This is a genomic window from Pseudomonas batumici, assembly GCF_036585405.1.
GTDB classification, from domain to species: Bacteria; Pseudomonadota; Gammaproteobacteria; order Pseudomonadales; family Pseudomonadaceae; genus Aquipseudomonas; species Aquipseudomonas batumici.
This window is the reverse complement of sequence record NZ_CP144470.1, coordinates 1296663-1320840: the sequence shown is the minus strand read 5'-3', so window position 1 is coordinate 1320840 and position 24178 is coordinate 1296663. Positions and strand designations below refer to the sequence as shown.

Below are 24178 nucleotides of genomic sequence, written 5' to 3'. Positions count from 1 at the left end.
TAGGAGCGAGCTTGCTCGCGATGGACGTCAACGATAACGCGGGAAACCTGATGCCCCGCAGTGTCTGGACGATCATCGCGAGCAAGCTCGCTCCTACAGAATTAGTACATTCAGGCCATCACGGGACCCCGGCTCAGTTGGTTGTACATCTTGACCCGGCGGTGGTTCCTGCCATAGCCGCCCAAGGCCGCCACCGTCCCGCTCTGGATATGGTCCAGATAGCGAAAGAGCTGGCGCGGCGCAATGCACTCGACCCCGTAGCCCAGTTCAGTCATCCGATCTTGCAGCTCATAGCCGGGATTGCCGCCGTTCATATGGAAGCGCAGACCGTGTTGTTTGATCAGTCGCGCATTCCACAGCGCGCAAAAGCTCTTGAGATGCTTTTCCCGGAACGGTTTGGGTGTTCTGGCATCCAGGCCCATGGCGCGTAGGCCACGTCGGGTGTAATGCTGGACAAAGCGCGAGGCCAGGCGCCAGGTCGACCGGACAACCCCTCGGTTCAACTGTTCCAGGCAGCCGACCGCCACGACTTCCCGTGGCGCCGAGCACCGCTGGAGCATCAGGCGGAAAACCTCCGGGTCATGGATAAAGGTGTCGGTGTGCAGTAGGAACAGGTACTCGGTTTCGACTTCCGCCAAGGCAAGATCCAGGGCCCGGCCATGGGCGGCGTTCCCGGCCTCTGGCGCGTGGCCCTTGCGCTCGATCAGGTTGATCCAGTCCAGGCTGCGCAAGTAGTCGAGGCTGGCATCGTTCGAATCGTTATCGACCACGAACACCGGGGCATCGGTTCCGTGCAGGGCTGTTTGCAGCAACTCCAGGCAGGTCCGGGTCAGCTCGGGGGTCTTGTAGTTGACCAGCACGATGCTGAAGTTCGCTTGAAGGGGACGCGTGCGCACCATCATGGATAAAGCCTCGCTCATGGGCTGATGTGAGTGCCTGGATGTTCAGGCGTGGGCGCATTCTGTAAGGGGGCGGGTTTCAGGCGATTCTCCGGCGGGTAACATTTTTGACACCTGTCGCTACCGTTGTTTGCCCGGTCAAGGTCGGCAAGCGCCCGGGCCTGACGGGGTGGCGACCTATACTCAAGACAGGGGATGCCGGCGGCACGCGTGTGCTTGACCCGGCTTTCGGGAGTTGCAATCTTGAGCCCGCGTGTGCTGATCGTTGCCTTGGTGATGGTGTTGGCCGGATGCGCCGGTCTTGACCGCGCCCGTGAAACGTCGGCACCGTCTTCGGTTTCCCCGGCGGTCTGGCAGCAAGTCGATGTCGATCTCATCCAGGCGTCCGAGCAGGCCACCTTGCAATCCGACGCCTGGGCACGCAGCGCCATGGAGTATTGGCGCACGCGGATCTATCAGCAGACCGACGAAAAATTCATTCCCTGGTTTGACAATTATTGGACCCAGGAGTGGTTGTCGATCAAAGTCGGTTGGTACCAGCTCAATGACCGGGGCGAGCAGGATGCGTCAGCCACGCGCCTGGCGAGCTATCTGCAGGAGCAGTATCGAGCACGGGTTCTGGCCCCTGTGGCGTTGGAGACCGATCCCGACGCCATCATGGATCAGGCGGCGCAGTTTTACCTTGAGCAGTTGGGTAAGCAGCTAGGGTTGATCGCCCAGCGTTATGGTGTGCCGGCGGACCAGTTCGACCAGCACATCAATCAGATCCCGGCGATTTCCCTGGCCCCGCCTGCGGATCATAACGTGTCGCTCTATCAAGCGCTGCGGGCTGCGCCGTTGGCCCGGTTGCCGGCCTATGTTGCCTTGGACGCCCGTATTCACAAGGCCGGGGGCGCGAGTGAAGGCACATCGAGCGCGGGCATCAATTCGGTGGCGAAACAGACCAGCGAGAAACTCCAGGGCGAGTTCGCCAGTCGCGGGGCGGCCGGTGCGGTCGCGACGGCGGTCGGGCGGGTGGCCGGGGCGATGATCTCCCTGGGGGTGGCGGGTTTCCGTGCCATCGTCCACGAGCATGAGCAACCGGATACCCGGGAGCGACTTCGCAAGAGCCTGGGGGAGGCCTTCGACAAGGCGTGGCTCAAGCTGGTATCGGATCCGAACACCGGGGTGATGGCCGCGACCTACTATCTTTCGGCACAGATCGAAGGGCATCTCGCGACAGCGATGGAGCAGCGGGGCGGGACCGAGCCCGCGCCGAAGGTGACCCCGGGTCTTTGAGCAAGGCGATGAGACTCAACACGGGCTCCTCTATCAGGTAGAGTCGGCGGGCACGTAGCTGCCTATCCATCGGAATCCGACCCCTTCATGCAAAAAAACTCCCAGCGCCCGCTTTGGCAAACCTATTTGGTTTTTCTGGCACCCATGGTGCTTTCCAATTTCCTCCAGTCGTTCTCCGGCACTCTCAACAGCATCTACATCGGCCAACTGCTCGGCACCCAGGCATTGGCGTCGGTGTCGGGGATGTTTCCCATCGTCTTCTTCTTTATCGCCCTGATCATCGGGCTGGGGCGGGGGCCTCGGTGTTGATCGGGCAAGCCTGGGGCGCCCGCGAGCCGGACTCGGTCAAGGCGGTTGCCGGTACGACGCTGGCCCTGGGCGTCCTGATCGGCCTGGTCGCAGCCGTGCTGGGCAGCGTGTTTGCGCGCCCGGCCCTGATCGGCCTGGGCACGCCCGCCGACGTGCTCGACGAAGCGGTCGGCTATGCCCAGGTGATGATGTTGATCATGCCGCTGTTGCTGGTCTTCGTGCTCTTCACCCAGTTGCTGCGTGGCATCAGCGATACGCTGTCGCCGCTGCTGGCCTTGGCGGTCTCCACCTGCACCGGCTTGTTCCTGACCCCGGCGCTGATTCTCGGCTGGCTGGGATTGCCGCAGATGGGCATCCGCAGCGCGGCCGTGGCCGGGCTGGTGGGCACCGCGTTGGCGATGATCTTCCTGGCCTTGCGCCTGCTTCGTAAAGCCAGCGTCCTGGCCCCGGACCGGGCGTTGCTGATGGCGATGCGACTGGATTGGAACATCCTGGGCAAAGTCCTGAAAATCGGTCTGCCTACGGGCTTGCAGATGGTGGTGCTGTCGCTGTCCGAACTGGTGATCCTGTCCCTGGTCAACCATCACGGTTCCCAGGCGACGGCGGCGTATGGCGCGGTGACCCAGATCGTCAACTACGTACAGTTCCCGGCGTTGTCGATTGCCATTACCGCGTCGATTCTCGGTGCCCAGGCCATTGGCGCGGGGCGTCTGGAGCGCATGGGACCGATCCTGCGCACGGGCCTGATGATCAACACCTGCCTGACCGGCGCACTGATCGTCCTGGGGTATGGGTTGTCCCACTGGTTGCTGGGCCTGTTCATCACCGACCCGACCACCCGCGCCCAGGCCGAGCACCTGTTGCACATCATGCTCTGGAGCATCCTGGTCTTCGGTTTCCAGGCGGCGATAGGCGGCATCATGCGGGCCAGCGGCACGGTGCTGGCACCGGTGCTCATCTCGGTGTTCTGCATCGTCGGGGTGGAGTTGCCGGTGGCTTATCTGCTCGATGCGCGTTTCGGGTTGGAAGGGGTATGGATGGCCTTTCCGGTGGCTTACCTGTGCATGTTGGTGATGCAGACCACCTATTACCGGGGCGTGTGGCGGTATAAGCGGATCGAACGGTTGATTTGACCGGACGTCGGTGGCCAGGTTGAAGGCGTTCGCGGAGTTCGTTTCACGGAAATTGGTATGATCAAAAGTACTTTGATTGGATCTTTTTAAAGAGCCAATCGTACCTTAACTTGTCATTCCCATTGACTGACAAGGAATACAGCCATGAGTGAAAAGACCGGACCGTTGTCCGAACGCGCACGGGTGCGTCGGGAGCCGCGGCACGCCGATTACGAGCGTGAAACCCTCAATGCGATCATCGATGCCGCCTATGTCTGCCACCTGGCCTTTACCGATCAGCGTGGGACGCACTGCATTCCAACGGCCTGCTGGCGTGAAGGTGATTATCTCTACATCCACGGTTCCAACGGCAGCCGGTTGATCAAGGCCGCGGCGCTGGGAGCCCAGGTTTGCCTGACCATCACCCATATCGACGGTTTGGTGCTGGCTCGCTCGGCGTTCAACCACTCGATGAACTATCGCGCGGCCGTGATTTATGGCGTCTGCGAGGAAGTGGAGGGGGAGCACAAGCTGACCTCGCTGGATGCGCTGGTGGAGAAAATCGCCGTGGGCCGCTCGAAGGAGGCGCGCCGCGCCAACGCCAAGGAGCGGGCCGCCACGACCGTGTTGCGCGTGGCGCTGGACGAGTTCTCCTGCAAGATCCGTACGGGAGGGCCGAACGATGATGACGAGGATCTCGACCTGCCAGTATGGGCCGGCGTCCTGCCACTGGAACTGGTACCCGCTGCCGCGGTGCCTGCCGATGAGCGTGTCGAGATGCCGGCCTACGTCGCCCGCTGGGGCCGCCAGGGCTGACTACCCCGGTCGTATCCAGTGATTACCGTGTGTCCCTCTGTATCACAGGGTACCGATAAATAGTTGCGCATACCTGGACAAGGCCGACCGCCTGTTCAGCATCGGGAGATGTTTCTCAGGGTGATCGGCACGATCATCCGGTGAAAAGGCCCTACGGGAAGCATGTAGAGCTTGCCCAGGAGATTGTGCGTGCGCACCACCGTCGACAGGGTGAGCGTGCGCGTGCCTTCCGGCGTCGCCGCTGAGCGATTGAGTGTCAGGTAGACGTCCAGGTGCTTGTCCTTGTCGGCGAGCACCACTTCATCGGGTCGATTGGCGATCAGGGTGAAGATGCCCACCCGGTCATTTTCGCCGTAGGACGCATCGTCCCTGGACAGGTCGACCCGGGTCAGGTGCCCGAGGTCCTTGAGCCCGAACAGCTGGACCAGGCGATTGCGCAACACCATCAGGTTGTCGATCCAGGCCGGTGTCATCGACATCAGGTTCAAGGCATGCCGCAGGGCGGTGCGTTCGGTGTTGTCGACCTCCACGCATTGGCTATCGATGAAACTCGCGCCCGGCAGGTATTGATGAATGGCCGAGTCGATGGGAAGAGGGCATGTCCGTATGCGGGGGTTCATCGCGTCTCCTTGAAAGAAAAAAGGGCACCTTCCGGTGCCCTTGTTCATTGGTTAAAGCCCCTTGGCCTTGGGGATGTAGGCCACGCTGCCACTCTCTTTCTTCTTGGCAATCCGCGCGCCATTGGTGAGTTCGGTGGTGACCACCTCATGGTCGGCCGAGAGGTAGTTCAACGGCACCTCTTCGTGCTTGCTGTAGCTGGTGACGATCAGCGTGCGTGCCGGGTCCCAGCGCTGGCCACTGGTCTTCTCCAGCCAGGCCATGAACGCAGCGCTGTCGCCGGTACGTGGGTAGTCCTGGGAGTTGTTGATGTAGTAGAACGGCGTGCCCTGGTTGTTCATGTACATCGGCACTTTGTTGTCCACCTCGATCATGACCATTTTCCACTCATCCCAAGGCATTTGCTGACTGGCCTTGGCACGCACGTCGTCGGCGAACTTGATCACGCCGCCGCCACCGTTGGTCCATGGATAGAGCACGCCGATCACCAGCAGCAGAAACACCGCCGTCGCGCCGAAGCCCTTGGCCCAGCCCGGTCCCGCGACCTTGCCGGCAGCGCGCTTCTCTTCGAGGCGCCGGGTGACCCACCAGGCCGCCAGCAATTGGGCGAACGGCACCAGGGGCAGTACATAGTAGCTGCGCCGACTGCCGCTGAGGGTGAAGAACAGGAACAACAGCCCCAGTGCCCAGACCAGCCAGCGGGTATTGGGCTCGATCGTTTTCCATTGGCGTATGGCGACCCACAGGCCGAGGATCCAGCACGGTGCCCAGGGCAGGGTGTAGGCCGGCAGGTAGATCAGGTAGGTGTAGATCGGCCCCATATGGTCGAAGGGGTTGAAGAAGCGGACGACGTTTTCCTTGAACACCAGCGCCAGGCCGCTCTCGCCATAGGTCGGCGAGCCGTAGAAATGCGACAGCGCGAAAGGGACGGCGTACAGCGCGCCGGCAATGACCAGGGCGACGAACAGGCGTGGGTTGAGGTGACGTTTCCAGCGCCCGTCAGCCAGTACGTGCGGCAGCAGGATCAGTCCCGGAAGGATGAAGCCGATCAGCCCCTTGAGCAGCGAAGTCATGGACAGGATCAGGAAAAACACCGTGTAGCGGCCCAGTCGGGTGTCATCCGGCCCGCGCCAGTACCACCAGATGGCCGCGACCACACCAAATACCGTGAGGATGTCGGCGGTCGCCACCCGTGCCCAGAACACGAAATAGAAGGTGGTGGCCAGCATCCAGCCGGCGATCAGGCCGGTGCCCTTGCGCCACAGGCGCTCGCCGATCAGGTAGACCAGCCACACCGTCAGCCAGGCGGCAATCACCGACGACAGGCGCAGTGACCAGTGGCCCAGGCCACCCATCAGCCCGGCGCTGGCGGTGATCAGCCAGTAGGAGGGCAGCGGTTTGTCGTAGTAGGGTGAACCCCTGAGGTAGGGATCGAAGTAGTTGCCCGACTGCAACATCTGCAGGGCGATGTTGGCCCAGCGCGTTTCCGCGCCCCACAACTCCCGTTGGCCGAGACCAACCAGCAGCAGGAGGGCGGTTACGATAAGCAGAAGCGTCAGTGCGCCTTTGTCGGTTTTCCAGAAACTCTGATTCATGGTTGGGTCTGCGGGAAGATCATGATGATGGTATTACCCTTCTGATAACGCTTGCCGTCCAGTGGAAGCTGCTCGACTTCACGCATTTCGTCTACGCTCTTGACGCGCAGGACTACACCGACCGAACCCTGTTTACGGGCCTCGGTCATCCATTGTTCGATGCTGGCGGAGTTGACCTGCCGCTCGGCGGCATCAGGATAGTCGAGACCGTACTTCAATTCACCCGCTGTGTTGAACAAATCCACCCGCGGACGTTGCAGGCGCCAGGAGAGCGCGGAGGCGGCGCCCAGTTCGTTGCTGAGCAGGCGGTTGGTCTGGCGCAATTCATCGACATGTTCTGCAATAAATTGATCCGGCATCCTCTCGTTGATGATGCTGGCCGGCATGCCCGCCGGCAGCAGTGCCACCAGCAAGCCGATCCCCAGCGCCGGCATGGCCCAGAGGGTCAGCGGGCGCAGCGCTTGCAGGGCGTTGGCAATGATCCAGCCCATCAGCATGATGAACACCAGCGAGAGATTGAAGACTTCCGCATGGCTGTTGCTGTAGATCGAACGGCTGGTTTGCAGGTAGATCAGCGCGACCAGGGCGACCACGCCCAGGACCAGGTTGAGCCAGCCATTGATCCGCAGCAGCCGGCCTTCGGCACGGGCCACACGGTCGATCAACGCATTGCCCATCATCAGCGCCAGTGGCAATAGGCACGGCATGATGTAGGTCGGCAGCTTGCCTCGGCTCAGGCTGAAGAAGGCCAGGGGCAACAGGAACCACAGCCACAGGAAGCCGGTGCCGGCCTGGCGCTTTTCCTGCCAGGCCTGCTTGAACGTCGGGACCAGCAGCACCGACCACGGCAGGCAGGACACCACCAGCAGCGGCAGGTAGAACCACCAGGGCCGGGCATGCTGGGCGTTGTCCCCGGCAAAGCGCTGGATGTGTTCGTGCCAGAAGAAGAAATTCCAGTAGTCGGGCTCCTGGGCGTTGACCGCCAACACCCAGGGCAGCGCGACGATGACCGCCACGACTACCGCTAGCGGGCCATAGCGCAACAGTTCACCCAGGCGACGCTGCCAGAGCATGTAGGGCAGGGCGATCAGTACCGGCAGCAGCAAGGCGAGGAAACCCTTGGTCAGGAAGCCCATGCCGCAGGCCAGGCCCAGCCCGGTCCAGGCGTACAGGCGATGGCGTCGCTCGGTGCTGTCGACCGCGAACCAGAAGGCGAAGAGACTCAGGTTCGACCACAGGGTGAATTGCGGGTCGAGGTTGGCGTAGCCGGCTTGCCCGGCGATCAAGCCGAAGCTCATGAACAGCAAGGCCGAGGCGAAGCTCTTGCGCGGGTCGTTCCACAGGCGTCGGGCGATCAGGTAGGTCAGCAGCACGCTAAGGCCGGTGGAGAAAGCCGACGCCACACGCACCCCGAAAAGGTTGTCACCAAATATCGCCTGGCCGATGGCGATCATCCAGTAGCCGGCAATGGGTTTTTCGAAGTAGCGCAGGCCCATGAAGTGCGGAGAGGTCCAGTTGCCGCTCAGCAGCATCTCCTGGCTGATCTGGGCGTAGCGGGGTTCGTCGGGAATCCACAGGCCGTGGCTCATCAGAGGCAGCAGGTAGAACACCGCGAAGCCCAGCAGCAGTACCGGTACGGACCAGCGCCTGAGCGTTTCGGCGGAGAGGGGAAAGACGTGAGGGTTCATGGGTCGACCTTAGCGGTGAGCGCCGCGGCTAGGGTTTGAGCGGATCACGCACAATGCATGTACTTGATGGTCCGATCCAGGCTGTCGATGTTTAAAACTGTAAAGGGTGGACAAGGCTGGGCGCGGACGGAGGGGGAATGTAGAGACGCGCAGGTGGGAGTCAAGTGAAAGCGTTGTGAAAAAATCGGAAATATCGCCGAAAGCCCCGTATTACCTGGGTTTCATAAACATTTTGACATAATTTTCCGGCGGTAATCGGTACGGCAGGCGCGAGTGGGCTCGCGCCTGCCGTGATCCTGTTCATGGCCCCGGGGGCCGGTCTTACTCACCGCGAATATACTGTTCCAGTTGCCGGATCAGGTCGGCCTGTTCGGCAATGGCCTCCTTGACCAGGTCGCCGATGGACAGCAAGCCGATCAGTTGCCCGTCGTCGACCACCGGAAGATGGCGCAGATGCTTGTCGGTCATGATGTTCATGCAGGTTTGCACGTTCTGGCGCGAATCCACGGTGATGACCGGGGCGTTCATGATCTCGTGGACCTTGGTGGTGACCGAACTGAGTCCGTGCAGGATCACTTTGCGGGCGTAATCACGTTCGCTGATGATGCCTACTACCTGGCCGTTGTCGACTACCGGAAGGGCGCCGACATTTTTCGAAGCCATCAGGATCAGGGCTTCGAACACCGTATGGTCATGGGCGATCGTATGCACGCCCTGATGCTGGCTACCCTTGAGTTTCAACAGCTCTGCGACGGTTTTCATGGACGGCTCTCTCTGGCTGTTCTTGCTGTTCTTGTCGGGAGGGGGTCACATTCCATCGTGACCGTTCTTACAGAATCGTAGACGGATACCGCGAGGGCAATACAGAAAGCGGCATTTAGAGATTGAAAAAACGCCATCTTGGCGTTTTTGGCCGGAGTACGGTGGCGGATGGCGGGTTCGGCAGCCTTAATCCTGGGTTTGCAGTGGGATGAACGTGTAGCGCTCGTCATCTGGCTGGTTCAGTGCGGCGCCGTGTTCAAGGAGGATCCGCGCGGTCGACGGATTCGCCAGTTGAAACCCCCAGGGGGAGTTGTCCGCAGTTGCCTGTGGGCTGTCGCAGACCTCATTGGCCGCCGCGATAAAGCCCGGCATGTCGGGCAGATAGGTGGCAAAGCCGTCGCCCTTGAGGGCGGTCGTATGGATGCCCAGCCGCGTGCAGATCGCCGCTTTCTGCTGGATATCGTCCCGATCGGCCTGGCGTGAGCGCTCGATCAGCGTTGCCAGCTCGCTGGCGACCAACTGGCCTCCGACGATCAGGGGCGTTCCCTGTTCCCAGGATTCGGGCGGACAATCCTTCATGTCGGGTCGCAATGGGATGTGCGGGTTGATTTCCGCCGGATAGATGCGGCACACCAACGGCCGCCGTTCATAGATGCCGCAGCGGTTGTCGGCGTCGAGGTTGCGGCAGGGGCCCTTGTTATAGGCGGCGAATGTCACCGCCAGCCAGGCATGGGTCGTGCCGCTGGGCACCTTGGTCGAACGCCGCCGGGCATGTTCGAACTGCAAGGCCGGAACGCCATGGCCGTTTTCCAGGAAAGCCTCCACCAGGATGATCACGGTACCGCCGTCTGCCGCCCACTGCCGGGACTCGGCCAGTGTCAGCGGAACATGGTGGTCATTGCAGCATTTGCCGCAGCCCACGCAGGAAAATCGTGTATTGATCAACTTGCCACCTCAGCCAGCTTTTTTGAACCGGAGCACGAGCACCGGCCCCCGTGATTTCACGGAGTTTGAGCTGTGGAGAGGGTGAGTAGCTTTTTTGTTACAAGGTTGTAGAAATAAACTCAGTTTTTGATATTCAGTTGCTTCCAGTCCAGGCCGAACCGCGCCAGGTATTTGCGCAGACGGTCGGCATCGTTCGGATTGGCCTTGGCCTGGCGGGAGGCGTCGAACAGTTGGCGTCCGGCATCCGAGAGGCTGCTGGCCCGGCGACACACCTCGATCACGGCATTGAGTTGCAGGCGATCGAACAGATCGATTTCCCGGGCATTTTCGCCGAGCAGCTGATCCAGGGCGTCCTGCGGTTCAGCCTGGCCCCAGGCGCGGCGCAGGCGTTCTATTTCTTCTTCGACCTGGGCTTCATCGATACGGCCGCTGTCTGCCAGGGTGGCCATTCTCGTCATTGAAGCCGACAGCTCACGGAAATTGCCGAGCCAGCTCGCTTCGCTGGAACTGGCGAAGGTCAGGTAGCGGCGCCGGGCTTCGGCGTTGAAGCGCGCCAACTGGCCCTGTTCCCGAGCATGGCGCTCCAGTTCGAAGTCCAGGTTCGGCTCGATGTCTTCGCGCCTACCCGCCAGGCCCGGCAGGTCGAAGGTCCACAGGTTGATCCGGGCGTACAAGTCTTCGCGAAACAGTCCTTCGGCAACACGGCTGCGCAGGTCGCGGTGGGTGCCGGCGATGATCAGGAAGTCGCTCTCGACTTCTTTATCCGAGCCCAGGGGGAAGAAGCGTTTTTCCTCGACGGCCTTGAGCAGCATCGCCTGCTCGTCCAGGCCCAGTTCACCGATCTCATCCAGGAACAGCAGTCCGGCGTCGGCGGCTCGCAACAACCCCTCGCGACTGTTTTGCGCGCCGGTGAACGCGCCCTTGATATGGCCGAACAGCGCGGACATGGCGCCGTCGCCGCGCAAGGTGGCGCAGTTGACCTCGACAAACCGTCCCTGGATCTGATGTCGGCTGCGTTTGAGTTCATAAATGCGCCGGGCGAGAAAGGACTTGCCCGCGCCGGTCGGGCCGATCAGCAGCATCGGCGCGCGCGAGCGCACGGCGACGCGTTCGATCTGCTCGATGGTGCGGTTGAAATTGGCGTTGCGGGTGGCAATCCCGGACTTCAGGAATGCCAGCCCCTCGAGGCGCTTGTGGGTGAAGCGCGTGGCGATCCGGTCATAACGCGACAGGTCGAGGTCGATCAGCGCGTGAGTGCCGGTGACCCGTGCTTCTTCATTCAGGCGCCGGGCGGGTGAGGTCTGAATCAGCCGAGCCGGCAGATAGCGCGCCTCGGTGAGCAGGAACCAGCAGATCTGCGCCACGTGGGTACCGGTGGTGATATGCACGAGATATTCCTCGCGCTCGGTATCGAAGGGGTAGTCGGTGGTGAAGTCATGCAGCGTGGCGTACACCTCCTCGAAATCCCAGGGGTTACGCAAGGTCATGGGGTGCAGGCGTACTTCGGTCTCCGGCGATACCTGGCGAATGTCGTCGCGTATCCGTTCGGCCAGGCTCACATCCCGGGCGTCGGTGCCGTGGATCAGTTCGAGGCGGTGTACCAGCAAGTCAGGCTGCTGGCACAGACCCACGCTTGGCCTCCAGTGATTCCATCGGTTGGCGCCCTTGCCGACGCGATCGAGGGTGGAGCCGATAAAACCGAGGGTGACCAAACGCTTGCTGGACATTCTTATCCTTTGGGATAAATGACGATACAGAATAATAGATATAAAAGGCTCTTTTGTCTGGCTTAGGAGTCGATTCTTTGATGATTAAATAAAAAATTACTTATAAATCATGTTGTTATGAGATTTTTTGATGAGTTGGTAAAAACTGGCACACCACCTGCAATACCTCTGTCAGCAAACAAGACAACAGAGCGAGATGCCAGCATGGCCAATACCCAACTGTTCCAGACCCGTGCCCTGCCTATGGCGTGCGACACACTGAATGCCGCCCAGGCACCGGCGTATGCCTATACGGCTCGCCATGCCCTGGCACAGTTGGCCGTCACCGGTTGCCTGAACCAGACCTTCTATGCCAGCGCTGAAAGCCAACTGGACGAAGTCCTGAAGCGGGTGGCCGAACTTGACAGCGTCTTTGTCGCCAAGGCCGCGATTTATGCCCGCAAGAAGGGGCACATGAAAGATATGCCGGCGCTGCTCTTGGCGGCCCTGGCGGCTCAGCACTCGACAATGCTGCCGGTGGTGTTCGCACAGGTGGTGGATAACGGCAAGATGTTGCGCAATTTCGTACAGATCCTGCGCAGCGGTGTTACCGGACGCAAGTCCCTGGGGTCGCAGCCCAAGCGGTTGGTGCAGAATTGGCTGAACACAGCCAGCGAGCTGCAGTTGCTACAAGCATCAGTGGGTAATCAGCCTTCCCTGGCGGATGTGCTGAAGATGGTTCACCCCAAGCCGAGTGAAGCCTGGCGCGAGGCATTCTTTGCCTGGGTCATCGGCAAGCCGGTGGCGATCGACGCCCTGCCACCGCTGACTCGCTCGCTGCTGGAGTTTCGCGTCGGTGCGACCCGGCAACTGCCTGAAGTACCGTTTCAGTTGCTTGGCAACGAGACGCTGGACAAGCACCAGTGGGCTTCGCTGGCAATGAGCATGGGCTGGCAGGCCTTGCGGATGAACCTGAACACGTTGGTTCGCCACGGTGCCTTTGAAGTCCAGGGTTGTGCCGCGGCTGTGGCGGTGCGGCTGGCAGACCCAGAGGCAGTGGCCAGGGCGAGGGTTTATCCGTACCAGTTGCTCGCGGCCTACCGGATGGCAGGTGCCGAAGTGCCGCAGGTGATCCGTGAAGCATTGCAGGATGCGTTGGAGCTGTCCCTGGGCAATGTCCCGGCGTTGCGGGGCTCGGTGGTGATCTGCCCGGATGTCTCGGGTTCGATGCACAGTCCGGTCACCGGCTACCGCCAGGGCGCGACCACGGCAGTGCGTTGCATCGATGTGGCGGCACTGGTTGCGGCAGCCGTGTTGCGCAAGGCACCACAGGCGAGAGTGATGCCGTTCGAGAACAAAGTAGTAAAGGTGCAGCTCAATCCACGGGACAGTGTGATGAGTAACGCCCAGAAGCTGGCCGCCATTGGTGGTGGGGGCACCCGTTGTTCGGCACCGCTGGCGCAGTTGGCTGATGAAAGGGCCTGGGTAGATACCTTGATTCTGGTGTCGGATAACGAGTCCTGGATGGATGCCCGTCGTTACGGCGCTACGGAAACCATGCAGCAGTGGGAGCGTATCCGCCAGATAAACCCGAATGCGCGGTTGATCTGCATCGACATGCAACCCGGTGCGACCACCCAGGCACCGGACCGGCCGGACATCTTGAATGTCGGCGGTTTCAGTGACGCGGTGTTCGATGTCATCAGCCAGTTCACCGAGGGTGCCTATAGCGCGCAGCACTGGATGAAGACGATTGACGCCATGTCGATATGAAAAAACGCGTTCGCCCGTCATGGTGTGGATGCAACGATGCTGAATTTCGTGGCAACTGAATGCAGGTGGGACTACATCCAAGAATGTCTCACCACACCCTTGTCAGTTGTAACGAAGGTACGAATGCCAGTGGCTGTACATCTGAATGCCGGTTCAAACCCGGCCCGTGGCGACACGGATCAGTCACTCCCCTTGTCGTACCCCTTTGATTGATGGTTTTACCCCGGCGAATGCCGGTGGAACTACAGTACGCCGTGGTCGCGGGTTCGATTCCCGCTTACCGTAAGGTAATAGCTCAGTGGTCAGAGCGCGGTGCATGTTTCACCCCTTGTTGTCGCCGTTAACCCAGGACAAGGCCAGTGTATTGGCCATCAGGAAATGAAGAATATGCAAGACCAGACCTACACCTTGCTCGAAGTCGCCAACGGCAAGCCGATCAAACTCTGGACCCAGGGCGTTCCGGTCGAGCCCGAGGCTCGCCAGCAGTTGATGAACACCGCGAAGATGCCGTTCATCTTCAAACACATGGCGGTGATGCCGGACGTGCACCTGGGCAAGGGTTCGACCATCGGCAGCGTGATTCCCACGCTGGGCGCGATCATTCCGGCGGCGGTCGGCGTGGATATCGGTTGCGGCATGATTGCCGCGTGTACATCGCTGACCGCCAGTGATCTGCCGGACAACCTGCACGGTTTGCGCACGGCCATCGAACGGGCGGTACCCCATGGGCGCAGCGGCACTCGCGGCGGGCGGGACAAGGGCGCCTGGGATCATATCCCGACTTCGGCCGATCTGGCGTGGTCGGCGCTGGAGTCGCGGTTCAAGGCGATCACCGACAAGTACCCCAAGCTGGCCAAGACCAACAACCGCAACCACCTGGGGACCCTGGGTTCAGGCAACCACTTCATCGAAGTCTGCCTGGATGAGGCGAACCGCGTCTGGTTCATGCTGCACAGCGGCTCGCGTGGCGTCGGCAACGCCATCGGCAACCTGTTCATCGAACTGGCCCGGGCCGATATGCGCGGGCACATTGCCAACTTGCCGGATCGGGACCTGGCGTACTTCGAAGAAGGCAGTCGGCATTTTGACGATTACGTCGAAGCGGTTGGCTGGGCTCAGGACTTCGCCCGGCAGAACCGTGCCGTGATGATGCAGGCGGTGATCGCCGCCGCGCGCCAGGTGATCGGCAAGCCGTTTGACGCGGCGCTGGAAGCGGTGAACTGCCATCACAACTATGTGCAGAAGGAGCGGCACTTCGGCGAAGAGGTCCTGGTGACCCGCAAGGGTGCGGTGTCGGCGAAGAAGGGCGAACTGGGCATCATCCCCGGTTCCATGGGCGCCAAGAGCTTCATCGTTCGCGGGCTGGGCAACGAGGAGTCGTTTTGCTCCTGCAGCCATGGCGCCGGTCGGACCATGAGCCGCACCCGGGCCAAGCAACTGTTCACCGTCGAGGACCAGGTCCGCGCAACGGCCCACGTGGAGTGCCGCAAGGACGCGGCGGTGATCGACGAAATTCCGATGGCCTACAAGGACATCGACCAGGTCATGCACGCCCAGCGCGAGTTGGTGGAAGTGCTGCACACCTTGCGGCAGGTGGTGTGTGTAAAGGGATAGAGCGATGAATGGCAGAGAAGAGCTGAAGGGAATGCGGCATTGGCCCTATCAATTGACCGATTACGAAGCCGCGCGCGTCCGAGATGTGTTGGACAGTCACGATGCTTGCAGCGCCTGGGTGATATTGAGTCGGTCCTATAACGGTTTTGTTCGCGAAGCCGCGTTGCGTGGACTGTCTGATCATATGGGTGTTGAGGCGCTGGAGGTGCTGTTCGAGCGTTTGAATGACTGGGTGCCACAAGTTCGGGAACAGGCGGTGTTGGGGCTCGAAAAGTATCTGGTGCCCGAGAAGGCTGACTTGTTGCTTCGGGTTTTGGGAAGGCTGCTGGCGCTAACCAACAAGCAACGCACAGATCATGGCGCCACTCTTGCCAAGGCACGTGCGACGTTGTTGGCGGAATCTGTACGCCGGCAAGTGGAAGAGGCTTTTTTGGGCTCTACGGGAAAAGCTTCGCGATTTCTCTTCGGTGTGTTGATCGAGGAATCGGAAGGGCGCATGGGGTTGTTGGAAAACTCAGTGGTTCATCGGGATCCGACGGTACGGCAGTTGGCGGTGGATGCCTGTGCTGGACTGCCTGCGATACAAGCGCTGCCATTGCTGGAGCGAGCGATGCAAGCCTCGGGTGCCAGCGTTAGGGTCAAGGCACTACGGGTGCTGTTGACGCTGATCGAGGACCCGCGAGCGCATTTGCGAGCGGCCATGTTTGACGCATCTGCGGCCATGCGTTGCTTGGCTCGTTGGGCTGCGCCGCGTTGGCAATTGGATTGCCGGCAAGAGCTATTGAGCAGATTGGCTGGCCCGGTTCCTGGCAGCAAGCGGGAATGGTTGGGTTTGATCGGTTTGGCCAAGGACCTGAATGAGCCTCTGGCCGACCCGATGCTGGCTCGGGCGTTGATGCTTTCTTCGGTCAATGTGCGGTTGCAGGCGCTGAATGCACTGGGTGAGCGAGGCGTGATGCAGCAGATCGAGGCTCTGAACGACCCGTCGGACAAGGTTTTCAATGCGGCGATTGTCTTGCTGCGGCAGCAACCCAGGTCTTGTTTCGAGGTGTCACTGGAGCAGCTCCTGAACACGCAGTGGTACCAACTGCCTGAACCACGTCGCTGGCTGCTGTTGACGCTCAAGCCGGGGTGGCGGCAATTGGAGTACTTGTTGCTTCGTCATGAGCAGGAGCTTGAACAGTCGGATTACTGGTTGGATCAACTGGCTCGTTGCTGCAGCACCAGGAATACCCTGCTGGATTCGAGTACGCCCAAGATGCACCGCCAGGCATTACAGCAGCGATTGCAGGAATTGGAAGAGTCAGGAGCGTTGCCCGGGGGGAGCGTCAGCCTGCTGAAGTGATAAATAGGGAAATAACGTTATGTCGAACCTGCAGAAATTGAGCGTCATTGAATCGCAGGAAACTGCTTCATTGCGCGAGCGAATGAGCAGCGCAGGTTGCGTCTTCGAGTTTGTGGTGCTGGCAGTCGAGCCTGAACTCTCGGTGGATGAGGCGCTGCATCGACAGGCCCTGATGGCAATGTATGAACAGATCATGGTCAGCCAGCATGAGTGGCGCCAGTCATTGATTCGACTGCGACCGGACGGTATCGACCGGATACCGCCCCTGACCTGGAAGCTGGATCAGGCGGTGGCCACGCCTTTGGATTGGGCGAAGGTGCTTGATCCGAGCATGACTCTGTCTCCTCGGTTGAGTGGTTCAACGCTGTTTAATGCTTTTCGCGATCCACCCTACGGCATCAGGCTTGCTGAAGAGGCGGCCCTGGAACTCTTCAAGGAGTGGCTGGCGCTGCTCGGGTTCGATGTGCGAGACGATATCGTGGTGTTGAATTGGGTTGATGGCCTCCAGACAGACCGTGACAGGGCAGAGGGCATTCTCGGCCCGACTCCGTGGAGTAACTACTTCGAAGCTGGATTGGAATGGTGGGGTGTCTGGTGCCTGACCATCTGGAATCCTAGGCGCCGCACACTGAGTGCGCTGGTTGCCAGTGCAACGGATTGAAAGGACATAAAGATGGAACATGCAGAGCGTCACCCGCTGGATAACGCCATGCGCGCCCGGGTGCTGGAGGAGCTTGCGCGGATAGAGCGTGAGCGCAACGTCAAGGTGTTGTATGCCTGTGAGTCCGGTAGCCGTGCCTGGGGCTTTTCGTCGACGGACAGTGATTACGACGTACGGTTTGTCTACGTGGAAAAGCCGGACTGGTTCATCCAGGTCAGCGAAGCGCGGGATGTGATCGAACGGCCCCTGGACGACGAGTTGGATATCAGCGGCTGGGAGTTGCGCAAGACCCTCGGGTTATTGCGCAAGTCCAACCCGACCTTGCTCGAATGGCTCGACTCGCCCCTGGTGTACTGCAGCGAAGAAGTCGCGGCCCGGCAATTGCGTGAACTGGCAGAGGCGTTCTATAGCCCGCCGGCCGCGCGTAATCACTATTTGTCGATGGCCAGGAAGAACTTTCGCGGCTACCTGCAGGGCGAGACGGTGCGTTTCAAGAAATATTTCTACGTGCTGCGACCCTTGTTGGCGGTGCGCTGGATCGACCTGGGGCTGGGGCGTCCGCCCATGACGTTCGACGCCTTGCTCAAGACCGTCGACGACCCGCGGCTGCTGGAGGAGGTCGATGAGTTGCTGAGGCTCAAGCGCAGTGCCGATGAATCGGCCTACGGCCCTCGGCGCCCGGCGCTGCACGGGTTCATCGAAACACAATTGGAACGCCCGGTACCGGCATTGCCGCGTACCACTGAAGACAGCCAACGCCTGGACCGCTACCTGAGGGAAATGGTTCGCACCTATGCGTGAAGGAAGGATATGGAAAGGGAAGTAATCGAACTGGACGGCGCCATGGGCGGCGGCCAGGTGTTGCGCAGTGGGCTGAGCCTGTCGATGGTGACAGGGCGGGCGCTGCGGATTTGCAATATTCGGGCGAAGCGCAGTCGTCCCGGCTTGATGCGCCAGCACCTGGCGGCGGTGCTGGCGTCCGCCGAGGTCTGCGGGGCGACGGTGGAGGGCGCGCAACTCGGTTCGCAAAGCCTGTATTTCGAGCCGGGTCCGATTCGTGGTGGGGATTTTCGCTTCGTTATCGGTTCGGCCGGGAGCTGCACCTTGGTGCTGCAAACCGTTTTGCCTGCCTTGTTGCAGGCGCCAGTGCCGAGCCGTGTGGTGATTACCGGCGGAACCCATAACCCGTTGGCGCCGCCGTTCGAGTTTCTCGAACGTGCCTGGTTGCCGCTGTTGCGGCGGATGGGCGCGAAGGTCGAGTTGCAGCTCTCGCGTCATGGTTTTGTGCCGGCGGGGGGCGGTGAATTGGAGGCCTTTATCCAGCCTTCGCTGTTGAAACCTTTGCACCTGGGCGAGCGGGGAGCTGTGCTTGCGCGTGAAGCCTGCGTATTGCTCAGCGGGGTTGCCGAGTCTGTGGCCGAGCGCGAGTTGGCCAGGGTCAGCAGTCGTTTGGATTTCCCGGGCGAGTCGCGCCATACACTGCTGATCGATCCGGCTGAAGGTCCTGGCAACGCGGTGTTGCTGGAATACCGCTGTGAGCAGGTGACCGAGGTGTTCAGTGCATTCGGGCAAGCCCGCTTGCGGGCCGAGGCCGTGGCTGATGAGGCGGTCGAGGCTGCCAGGCGCTGGTTGAACAGTAGCGCCGCGGTGGGCGAGCACCTGGCCGATCAGTTGTTGCTGCCCATGGCGCTGGCCGGTGGCGGGAGTTTCACCACGCCTGGCATGACCGAGCATCTGCAAAGCAATATTCGGGTGATCGAGGGTTTTCTGCCGCTCAGGATTGCCTGTACGACGCTGGCAGATGGTGTGTTGAGCATCGAGTGTCCAGTCTTGAAATAGGTTTACACCTGTTTCACCCCAACGCCCGGTGCATCGCATCGGGCGTTTTGTAGTTCAAAAACAGCTGCGGACGACGGACGCTTCAAGGCTTGGAGAGCATTTCCTTCACCGCCGCCAAGACATCAGTCGTCGCCTGGGCTGCCGCTTCAGCATTGGGTCCGACACGCGCGCCTTTGGCCACGCAAGCATCTGTGTACTGGAAGGGCTTACCCGTTTGCTCGTTGATCAGCTGTCCATTGCTGGCCTCAACAATTTTACAGTCCCTTACACTCTGGCTGGTTTTAGCCTCGCGAACGGGACTCCAAGTGTAGGGGCTATCAAATACGTGATTGGCCCCTTCATAAGTATGATAGGCAATGTCGATGCCTTTCTTCTTCAGCTCCTTGAAATAGGGTTCGCAGACGGAAAAAGGGTCATAGTTATCCGCCAAGCCGTGGAAGACCCTGATGGGGCGCTTCATCACTACGTCTTGATCTTTGAAGTCCGTCGCACAATCCGGGTAAAAAGCGATATAACCCGCAAAACTATAGTCGGCCGACTTCCACATCTTGTCGAACCGCTCAAGTGAGGCATACAACGACGCCTGGCCACCCCGTGAAAACCCCATCAAGATGATTCGCTTGGGATCGATGCGTGGATGCTTGGCAAGCAAAGCGCCTGCATTGTAATCATCGAGTATGAAGTTCAAACGCCCGAGCTGCGCCTGGTCTGCGGAGGTACTGACTATTCCTCTTCCGGTAAAACCATCCATTGCAAAGGTAGCAATGCCTGCCGCATTGAAGGTACGTTGCCAATACGTAATATTGGACCCGACGCCACCAGAACCGTGTTGTAAAATGACAACGGGGAAGGTTCCCTCTCCCTGCGGAAGGCTTAGCACTCCCCCCAAAACCACGTCGGAACCACCTTTATCACCATTCAAAAACTGCTGATCTGTCAGGGTTTTTGAATGTATCGTGGTCACCTCTTGGCGCGCCGGAATATCGGAATCGTTCTCTGCTGCCCAAACGGTGGGCGCAGTCAGCGCAGCGAGCAAAGCCACACACTTTCCGAAAGTTTCAGGTGTTTTTTTCATGAAAGTACTAGCCATATTGTCCCTCTTTTATTATTGGATTCAAATACGCTATTCACTTTCTGGCCGCCATGGTTGCGGATTTCACGCCATCCGACCAGTCATTCCACGCACATCCAGCCACCTGCTCCACGTTCATCCAGCCAAGCAGCCGGACCTCTCAAGGAAATCATGCAGAGATTTTTTACCTGGGTCGAAACTTTTTTCTCCGGTATTCGTTCGATTGTTCTCATGGTGTTCGGGATAGTCTTCCTCGTTTGCGCTGGCATGGCGCTTTACGATGCCGCCACGCTTTGGCAAGCGCGTGATTGGCCGTCGGTTGTGGCTCGAGTCGATCAATGTTCGATGAACATGCGCTACAGCAAGCAGGACTCGTGGTGGGAAGTTTCGGCCGCGTTCAGCTACGGGGACGACTTCGCTCGTCACCACCAGGAAACCTGGACGCCACCAGATACGCCGAGGTATGGTCGCCATCCTGATCCTGTGATCAGCGATAGTGAGCAGAACGCGCTCGCGAAACGATTCTGCGATAAGGCGGCAGCCGAAGGGCTGAGGGTGTCGCCAGACCATCCATGGATGGCGTGGAGAAGCGAAGCTGTCGCGAGGGGGAGTGGAACGCGAATTTTGTGATGATAGCGGTGTGTGGTCTGGGCGCAGTGATTCTTATTGCGCTAGGCGTCTCGCTATGGCCGGGAAGGGAAGCCGCGGTGAAGTCGGCCAGTCGAAAAAAACGGACTCAGGCGGCGAGGAAGAAGGTGTAAGAGGAAAGGAACGGGAAGCACAGCTTCCCGTTCAATGACTGAGTCCTGTCAGCCTTGCCACAAAACTCGGCCGTAGCAGTCGTCAAGCGCTCTTCGGCAGGGCGTGGTGGGAGGCCCATTCCGATTTCAGGGTTTGCAGCACGCGCCCCATGAAGTCGTTGTCCGCCGCCGCTTTCTTGCCGACATAGCCCTGACCCCGGCGGTACATCTTGATGCAGGCGAACAGCTCGGGCTTGGCCTGGCTGAAGGCGCGCTCGTCGGTGTAGGGCGAGCGACCGTCGAGTTTTACATCGCCGGTTGCGCTGATCCAGAGGATATGGTCGTCGTGGCTGTCCTTGCGCGATGCGAACAGTCGAGCCAGTTGATCGATAGTCGGTTGATTGTTCAGATTCATGTTAAAGCCCCTTTGACCACTCGTTAATCTGTCTGGTTTACGCGTGTATCGATGCCAAGACGGCGAATCGCTGTGGAGCCGCACGCGGACAGTGGTGTCCGTCGAGTGTGGCGCCGGCCCTGGGCGTGATTCGTGTAGCGGAGGTGAAAGCCTGCTACACACAACGTTTCAACGAGAACAAGCAGCAGCGCGATCCTTGAACGGCGCCGACGACAGTAACGAAGTCAGCCACAAGCATTTTGAGGACGTTAGGCCAGTGCTCATCGCCCGTTGGGACGATCACGCCAGGTCAGCTTCATCAATCTGCCTTGTGGGCAGTACAGATCCGGAACAGCTCGACGGCTTGTCGAGCCTGTTGTAGCAACAGCTTTTGCAACGCTCCCGATCGGGGAGACGGGCCCATCATGCAAGCGCTGAAAGCAGGCGTCAATCATTTTGTAGTGAATATTTTTAAGCACTACATCTTGCAAATTCGTGATTTCTTACAACATTGGAAAAGGGCCGAATGGACGAAATATGACCGGCAAGTCTTGTTTTCAGCGGGTTGCCGGGTACAACCGGCGAATTCGCCGAGTGCCGCACTGTTGCAGCCTTCGTAACAGACCTTTCTTGATCTATCGGTGTAAATCGGCGCGAGACTGGCCTAAGCTCGGCAGCTTCTGAATCCGCCTCGGGAAACACGATGTCACAGCTATTTCCGACGACGCGCCTGCGTCGCCTGCGCCGAAATGAAAGCCTGCGCGGCCTGTTCCAGGAAACCGAGTTCAGTCTCAACGACCTGGTATTGCCGATCTTCGTGGAGGAGGGCATCGACGATTTCGTGCCCATCACCAGCATGCCCGGGGTGATGCGGATTCCGGAAAAGAAACTGGCAAGCGAGATCGAGCGTTACGCCCGGGCCGGTATCAAGTCGGTGATGACGTTCGGTGTGTCCCATCACCTGGATACGACGGGCAGCGACACCTGGAACGAGCAGGGCCTGGTCGCGCGCATGGCACGGATCTGCAAGGACACGGCACCGGAAATGGTGGTGATGTCCGACACCTGTTTCTGCGAGTACACCTCCCATGGTCACTGCGGTGTGCTGCATGGCGATGCCGTCGACAACGATGCCACCCTGGAAAACCTCGGGCGCCAGGCGGTGGTGGCGGCACAGGCGGGGGCGGACTTCATCTCGCCGTCCGCGGCCATGGACGGGCAGGTCCAGGCCATTCGCAGCGCCCTGGATGCTGCCGGTTTTCTCGACACCTCGATCATGGCCTATTCGACCAAGTTCGCCTCGGCGCTCTACGGGCCGTTCCGCGAGGCCGGCGGCACGGCGCTCAAGGGTGATCGCAAGGCTTACCAGATGAACCCGATGAACCGGCGCGAAGCGGTGCGTGAATCGTTGCTGGACGAGCAGGAAGGGGCCGATGCGCTGATGGTCAAGCCGGCCGGTGCCTACCTGGACATCATCCGCGATATCCGCGAAGCGTCACGCCTGCCGCTGGCGGCGTATCAGGTCAGTGGCGAGTACGCGATGATCAAGTTCGGCGCCCTGGCCGGGGCCATCGACGAGCACCGTGTTGTTCGCGAAAGCCTGGGGGCGATCAAGCGCGCCGGGGCGGACATCATCCTGAGTTACTTCGCGATGGACATTGCTCGCGACGGGATCTGACGCGTCACCGATGCGGACAAAAAAAGCCCGGCTGATAAGGCCGGGCTTTTGGTTGGATGCTGCAGTAAAGCGACTCATGCACGATTCTGGATCAGACGGTCGGAGCCACCTTCGGCTACGCGGCGATCGATCAGACGGTCGGAACCACCTTCAGCTACGCGGCGGTCGATCAGACGATCGGAGCCACCTTCGGCTACACGGCGATCCATCAAGCGATCGGAACCACCTTCGGCTACGCGGCGATCGATCAGACGATCAGAACCACCTTCAGCTACACGGCGATCGTTCAGACGGTCGGAACCACCTTCAGCTACGCGGCGATCGATCAGGCGGTCGGAGCCACCTTCGGCGACACGGCGATCGATCAGACGATCAGAGCCACCTTCGGCTACACGACGATCAATCAGGCGATCGGAGCCACCTTCAGCTACACGACGATCGATCAGACGGTCGGAGCCACCTTCAGCTACACGGCGATCGATCAGGCGATCAGAACCACCTTCAGCTACACGGCGATCGATCAAGCGATCAGAACCGCCCTCAGCGACTGCTTGTTGAGTGTGGGCGACGACGGGTTGAGCCGAGGACGCAGCGAAAACGTTGACTGCCAGTACCGAGAAAGCAAGGCCGAGGAAGAGTTGGCGTTTCATGGTGGTGTGCTCCGGGTGTTATGTGTTGGGTATGGAGCAAAGGTTACGCGACTGGATTTTTAAGAGAACTTCATTGGGTCGATGGTGACCATCGACGGTAATGATGGAGGCCCGGCATGGGGCCATGCCGGGTGGATCGGGAGGGGAATGGCGGGGGGAGCGTTGGTTTACGCGGACGCAACCTCTGCATGGGCGATCAGCATCATCGCCGCCGACAAGGTATGCCCATCGGTAATCTTGCCTGCGGCAATCATCGCCTTGAGTTGTGCCAGGCTGACGAACAGCACCTTGTCGACCTCGCCATCGGTGCTTTCGACGGCCTCGCCATCAATGTCCACTCGGCAGACGGAAACCGCGCTGGCGATCAGTGAGGTGTTGCTGTGCAGCAGGCCCAGTTCCGTGACCTTCAGGGCCGGCCAGCCGGTCTCCTCCAGAAGCTCGCGAGCGGCGGCATCGGTGGCGGTCTCACCACTGTCGATGGCGCCACGGGGGAACTCGATCGACTGGGCACCGATGGCCCGGCGTTGCAGCACCGCCAGCATCAGGCGTCCGTCCGGCAGCACGGGCACCGCTACCACGCCATTGATGGCCTGGGGTTCCTTGACGATGAAATAACCCCGCTCCTTGACCACATCGAAATAGGGCGTGTGCAGCAGGCATTGGGATTCGGTGTCGGGCTTCATG

The 24178-nt window shown here is 60.2% G+C and carries 22 protein-coding genes and 1 pseudogene; 12 read left to right on the top strand and 11 right to left on the bottom strand.

The genetic code is table 11. The annotated features are described in order from the left end of the window. Positions 1-110: 110 nt before the first annotated feature. On the bottom strand, positions 111-902 hold the full coding sequence (locus tag NUH87_RS05630; RefSeq protein WP_338525122.1) for a glycosyltransferase: 792 nt from the start codon (positions 900-902) through the stop codon (positions 111-113). A gap of 240 nt (positions 903-1142) precedes the next feature. Here NUH87_RS05630 and NUH87_RS05625 point away from each other — a divergent pair, with 240 nt between their 5' ends. From NUH87_RS05625 to NUH87_RS05615, 3 genes and pseudogenes are all read left to right on the top strand, one after another. After that, positions 1143-2177 (top strand): hypothetical protein, encoded by a 1035-nt coding sequence (locus NUH87_RS05625; RefSeq protein ID WP_338525121.1) that lies wholly within the window; start codon positions 1143-1145, stop codon positions 2175-2177. A gap of 87 nt (positions 2178-2264) precedes the next feature. Further along, a pseudogene (locus tag NUH87_RS05620) lies at positions 2265-3619 on the top strand (MATE family efflux transporter). 144 nt (positions 3620-3763) lie between these two features. Further along, the gene (locus NUH87_RS05615) at positions 3764-4414 is read left to right on the top strand and encodes a pyridoxamine 5'-phosphate oxidase family protein (RefSeq protein ID WP_338525120.1); all 651 of its coding nucleotides are present in this window, start codon (positions 3764-3766) and stop codon (positions 4412-4414) included. 95 nt (positions 4415-4509) lie between these two features. On the opposite strand, the gene NUH87_RS05610 is transcribed toward NUH87_RS05615, so the two are convergent. The 6 genes from NUH87_RS05610 to rtcR form a co-directional block, all read right to left on the bottom strand. Continuing rightward, positions 4510-5034, bottom strand: a complete 525-nt coding sequence (locus NUH87_RS05610; RefSeq protein ID WP_338525119.1) for a DUF2867 domain-containing protein — start codon at positions 5032-5034, stop codon at positions 4510-4512. A gap of 51 nt (positions 5035-5085) precedes the next feature. Next, positions 5086-6627 carry an ArnT family glycosyltransferase gene (locus tag NUH87_RS05605; RefSeq protein ID WP_338525118.1) on the bottom strand — a complete coding sequence of 514 codons (1542 nt, stop codon included), beginning with the start codon at positions 6625-6627 and terminating at the stop codon, positions 5086-5088. Further along, the gene (gene arnT, locus NUH87_RS05600; RefSeq protein ID WP_338525117.1) at positions 6624-8315 is read right to left on the bottom strand and encodes a lipid IV(A) 4-amino-4-deoxy-L-arabinosyltransferase; all 1692 of its coding nucleotides are present in this window, start codon (positions 8313-8315) and stop codon (positions 6624-6626) included. Before arnT ends, NUH87_RS05605 begins: the two co-directional genes overlap by 4 nt. A 321-nt stretch (positions 8316-8636) precedes the next feature. Continuing rightward, positions 8637-9077 carry a CBS domain-containing protein gene (locus NUH87_RS05595; RefSeq protein WP_040066760.1) on the bottom strand — a complete coding sequence of 147 codons (441 nt, stop codon included), beginning with the start codon at positions 9075-9077 and terminating at the stop codon, positions 8637-8639. Between the two features lie 186 nt (positions 9078-9263). Continuing rightward, positions 9264-10019: a YkgJ family cysteine cluster protein gene (locus NUH87_RS05590; protein WP_338526736.1), complete on the bottom strand. Its 756-nt coding sequence runs from the start codon at positions 10017-10019 to the stop codon at positions 9264-9266. Between the two features lie 122 nt (positions 10020-10141). After that, complete coding sequence (gene rtcR / locus NUH87_RS05585; RefSeq protein WP_338525116.1) at positions 10142-11749, bottom strand: RNA repair transcriptional activator RtcR; 1608 nt, start codon at positions 11747-11749, stop codon at positions 10142-10144. A 204-nt stretch (positions 11750-11953) separates the two neighbouring features. On the opposite strand from rtcR, the gene NUH87_RS05580 reads away from it, so the two are divergent. The 6 genes from NUH87_RS05580 (at position 11954) to rtcA (ending at position 18960) form a co-directional block, all read left to right on the top strand. Further along, positions 11954-13501 carry an RNA-binding protein gene (locus NUH87_RS05580; protein WP_338525115.1) on the top strand — a complete coding sequence of 516 codons (1548 nt, stop codon included), beginning with the start codon at positions 11954-11956 and terminating at the stop codon, positions 13499-13501. 387 nt (positions 13502-13888) lie between these two features. Continuing rightward, positions 13889-15115 carry an RtcB family protein gene (locus NUH87_RS05575; RefSeq protein ID WP_422393905.1) on the top strand — a complete coding sequence of 409 codons (1227 nt, stop codon included), beginning with the start codon at positions 13889-13891 and terminating at the stop codon, positions 15113-15115. Positions 15116-15119: 4 nt separating this feature from the next. Continuing rightward, positions 15120-16460: a PBS lyase gene (locus NUH87_RS05570; protein WP_338525113.1), complete on the top strand. Its 1341-nt coding sequence runs from the start codon at positions 15120-15122 to the stop codon at positions 16458-16460. A 19-nt stretch (positions 16461-16479) separates the two neighbouring features. Continuing rightward, complete coding sequence (locus NUH87_RS05565) at positions 16480-17121, top strand: hypothetical protein (protein WP_338525112.1); 642 nt, start codon at positions 16480-16482, stop codon at positions 17119-17121. Between the two features lie 12 nt (positions 17122-17133). Beyond that, positions 17134-17922, top strand: a complete 789-nt coding sequence (locus NUH87_RS05560) for a nucleotidyltransferase domain-containing protein (protein WP_338525111.1) — start codon at positions 17134-17136, stop codon at positions 17920-17922. Positions 17923-17931: 9 nt separating this feature from the next. Then, entirely contained in the window at positions 17932-18960 is a 1029-nt protein-coding gene (gene rtcA / locus NUH87_RS05555) for an RNA 3'-terminal phosphate cyclase (protein WP_338525110.1), read from the top strand. Positions 18961-19042: 82 nt separating this feature from the next. Here the strand turns inward: rtcA and NUH87_RS05550 are convergent, their stop codons facing one another. Beyond that, on the bottom strand, positions 19043-20050 hold the full coding sequence (locus NUH87_RS05550) for a dienelactone hydrolase family protein (protein ID WP_338525109.1): 1008 nt from the start codon (positions 20048-20050) through the stop codon (positions 19043-19045). 153 nt (positions 20051-20203) lie between these two features. Here NUH87_RS05550 and NUH87_RS05545 point away from each other — a divergent pair, with 153 nt between their 5' ends. Further along, a complete protein-coding gene (locus NUH87_RS05545) occupies positions 20204-20662 on the top strand; it encodes a hypothetical protein (RefSeq protein ID WP_338525108.1) in 459 nt (152 codons plus the stop codon). 213 nt (positions 20663-20875) lie between these two features. Here the strand turns inward: NUH87_RS05545 and NUH87_RS05540 are convergent, their stop codons facing one another. Further along, entirely contained in the window at positions 20876-21187 is a 312-nt protein-coding gene (locus tag NUH87_RS05540) for a hypothetical protein (RefSeq protein WP_338525107.1), read from the bottom strand. A gap of 404 nt (positions 21188-21591) precedes the next feature. On the opposite strand from NUH87_RS05540, the gene NUH87_RS05535 reads away from it, so the two are divergent. Continuing rightward, the gene (locus NUH87_RS05535) at positions 21592-21786 is read left to right on the top strand and encodes a hypothetical protein (protein ID WP_338525106.1); all 195 of its coding nucleotides are present in this window, start codon (positions 21592-21594) and stop codon (positions 21784-21786) included. Positions 21787-21869: 83 nt separating this feature from the next. Continuing rightward, positions 21870-22844, top strand: a complete 975-nt coding sequence (hemB, locus tag NUH87_RS05530; RefSeq protein ID WP_338525105.1) for a porphobilinogen synthase — start codon at positions 21870-21872, stop codon at positions 22842-22844. Between the two features lie 74 nt (positions 22845-22918). On the opposite strand, the gene NUH87_RS05525 is transcribed toward hemB, so the two are convergent. Together NUH87_RS05525 and NUH87_RS05520 are read right to left on the bottom strand one after the other, a co-directional pair. Beyond that, on the bottom strand, positions 22919-23494 hold the full coding sequence (locus NUH87_RS05525) for a phage infection protein (protein WP_338525104.1): 576 nt from the start codon (positions 23492-23494) through the stop codon (positions 22919-22921). A gap of 167 nt (positions 23495-23661) precedes the next feature. Then, positions 23662-24177: an NUDIX hydrolase gene (locus NUH87_RS05520; RefSeq protein ID WP_338525103.1), complete on the bottom strand. Its 516-nt coding sequence runs from the start codon at positions 24175-24177 to the stop codon at positions 23662-23664. Position 24178: the final 1 nt, after the last annotated feature.

What these genes read in the sequence shown, in the direction of transcription:
- NUH87_RS05630 (WP_338525122.1), bottom strand. Translation starts at nt 902, where the DNA reads ATGATGGTGCGCACGCGTCCCCTTCAAGCGAACTTCAGCATCGTGCTG.
- NUH87_RS05615 (WP_338525120.1), top strand. Translation starts at nt 3,764, where the DNA reads ATGAGTGAAAAGACCGGACCGTTGTCCGAACGCGCACGGGTGCGTCGG.
- NUH87_RS05610 (WP_338525119.1), bottom strand. Translation starts at nt 5,034, where the DNA reads ATGAACCCCCGCATACGGACATGCCCTCTTCCCATCGACTCGGCCATT.
- NUH87_RS05605 (WP_338525118.1), bottom strand. Translation starts at nt 6,627, where the DNA reads ATGAATCAGAGTTTCTGGAAAACCGACAAAGGCGCACTGACGCTTCTG.
- arnT (WP_338525117.1), bottom strand. Translation starts at nt 8,315, where the DNA reads ATGAACCCTCACGTCTTTCCCCTCTCCGCCGAAACGCTCAGGCGCTGG.
- NUH87_RS05595 (WP_040066760.1), bottom strand. Translation starts at nt 9,077, where the DNA reads ATGAAAACCGTCGCAGAGCTGTTGAAACTCAAGGGTAGCCAGCATCAG.
- rtcR (WP_338525116.1), bottom strand. Translation starts at nt 11,749, where the DNA reads ATGTCCAGCAAGCGTTTGGTCACCCTCGGTTTTATCGGCTCCACCCTC.
- NUH87_RS05580 (WP_338525115.1), top strand. Translation starts at nt 11,954, where the DNA reads ATGGCCAATACCCAACTGTTCCAGACCCGTGCCCTGCCTATGGCGTGC.
- NUH87_RS05575 (WP_422393905.1), top strand. Translation starts at nt 13,889, where the DNA reads ATGCAAGACCAGACCTACACCTTGCTCGAAGTCGCCAACGGCAAGCCG.
- NUH87_RS05570 (WP_338525113.1), top strand. Translation starts at nt 15,120, where the DNA reads ATGAATGGCAGAGAAGAGCTGAAGGGAATGCGGCATTGGCCCTATCAA.
- NUH87_RS05565 (WP_338525112.1), top strand. Translation starts at nt 16,480, where the DNA reads ATGTCGAACCTGCAGAAATTGAGCGTCATTGAATCGCAGGAAACTGCT.
- NUH87_RS05560 (WP_338525111.1), top strand. Translation starts at nt 17,134, where the DNA reads ATGGAACATGCAGAGCGTCACCCGCTGGATAACGCCATGCGCGCCCGG.
- rtcA (WP_338525110.1), top strand. Translation starts at nt 17,932, where the DNA reads ATGGAAAGGGAAGTAATCGAACTGGACGGCGCCATGGGCGGCGGCCAG.
- NUH87_RS05550 (WP_338525109.1), bottom strand. Translation starts at nt 20,050, where the DNA reads ATGGCTAGTACTTTCATGAAAAAAACACCTGAAACTTTCGGAAAGTGT.
- NUH87_RS05545 (WP_338525108.1), top strand. Translation starts at nt 20,204, where the DNA reads ATGCAGAGATTTTTTACCTGGGTCGAAACTTTTTTCTCCGGTATTCGT.
- NUH87_RS05540 (WP_338525107.1), bottom strand. Translation starts at nt 21,187, where the DNA reads ATGAATCTGAACAATCAACCGACTATCGATCAACTGGCTCGACTGTTC.
- NUH87_RS05535 (WP_338525106.1), top strand. Translation starts at nt 21,592, where the DNA reads ATGCAAGCGCTGAAAGCAGGCGTCAATCATTTTGTAGTGAATATTTTT.
- hemB (WP_338525105.1), top strand. Translation starts at nt 21,870, where the DNA reads ATGTCACAGCTATTTCCGACGACGCGCCTGCGTCGCCTGCGCCGAAAT.
- NUH87_RS05525 (WP_338525104.1), bottom strand. Translation starts at nt 23,494, where the DNA reads ATGAAACGCCAACTCTTCCTCGGCCTTGCTTTCTCGGTACTGGCAGTC.
- NUH87_RS05520 (WP_338525103.1), bottom strand. Translation starts at nt 24,177, where the DNA reads ATGAAGCCCGACACCGAATCCCAATGCCTGCTGCACACGCCCTATTTC.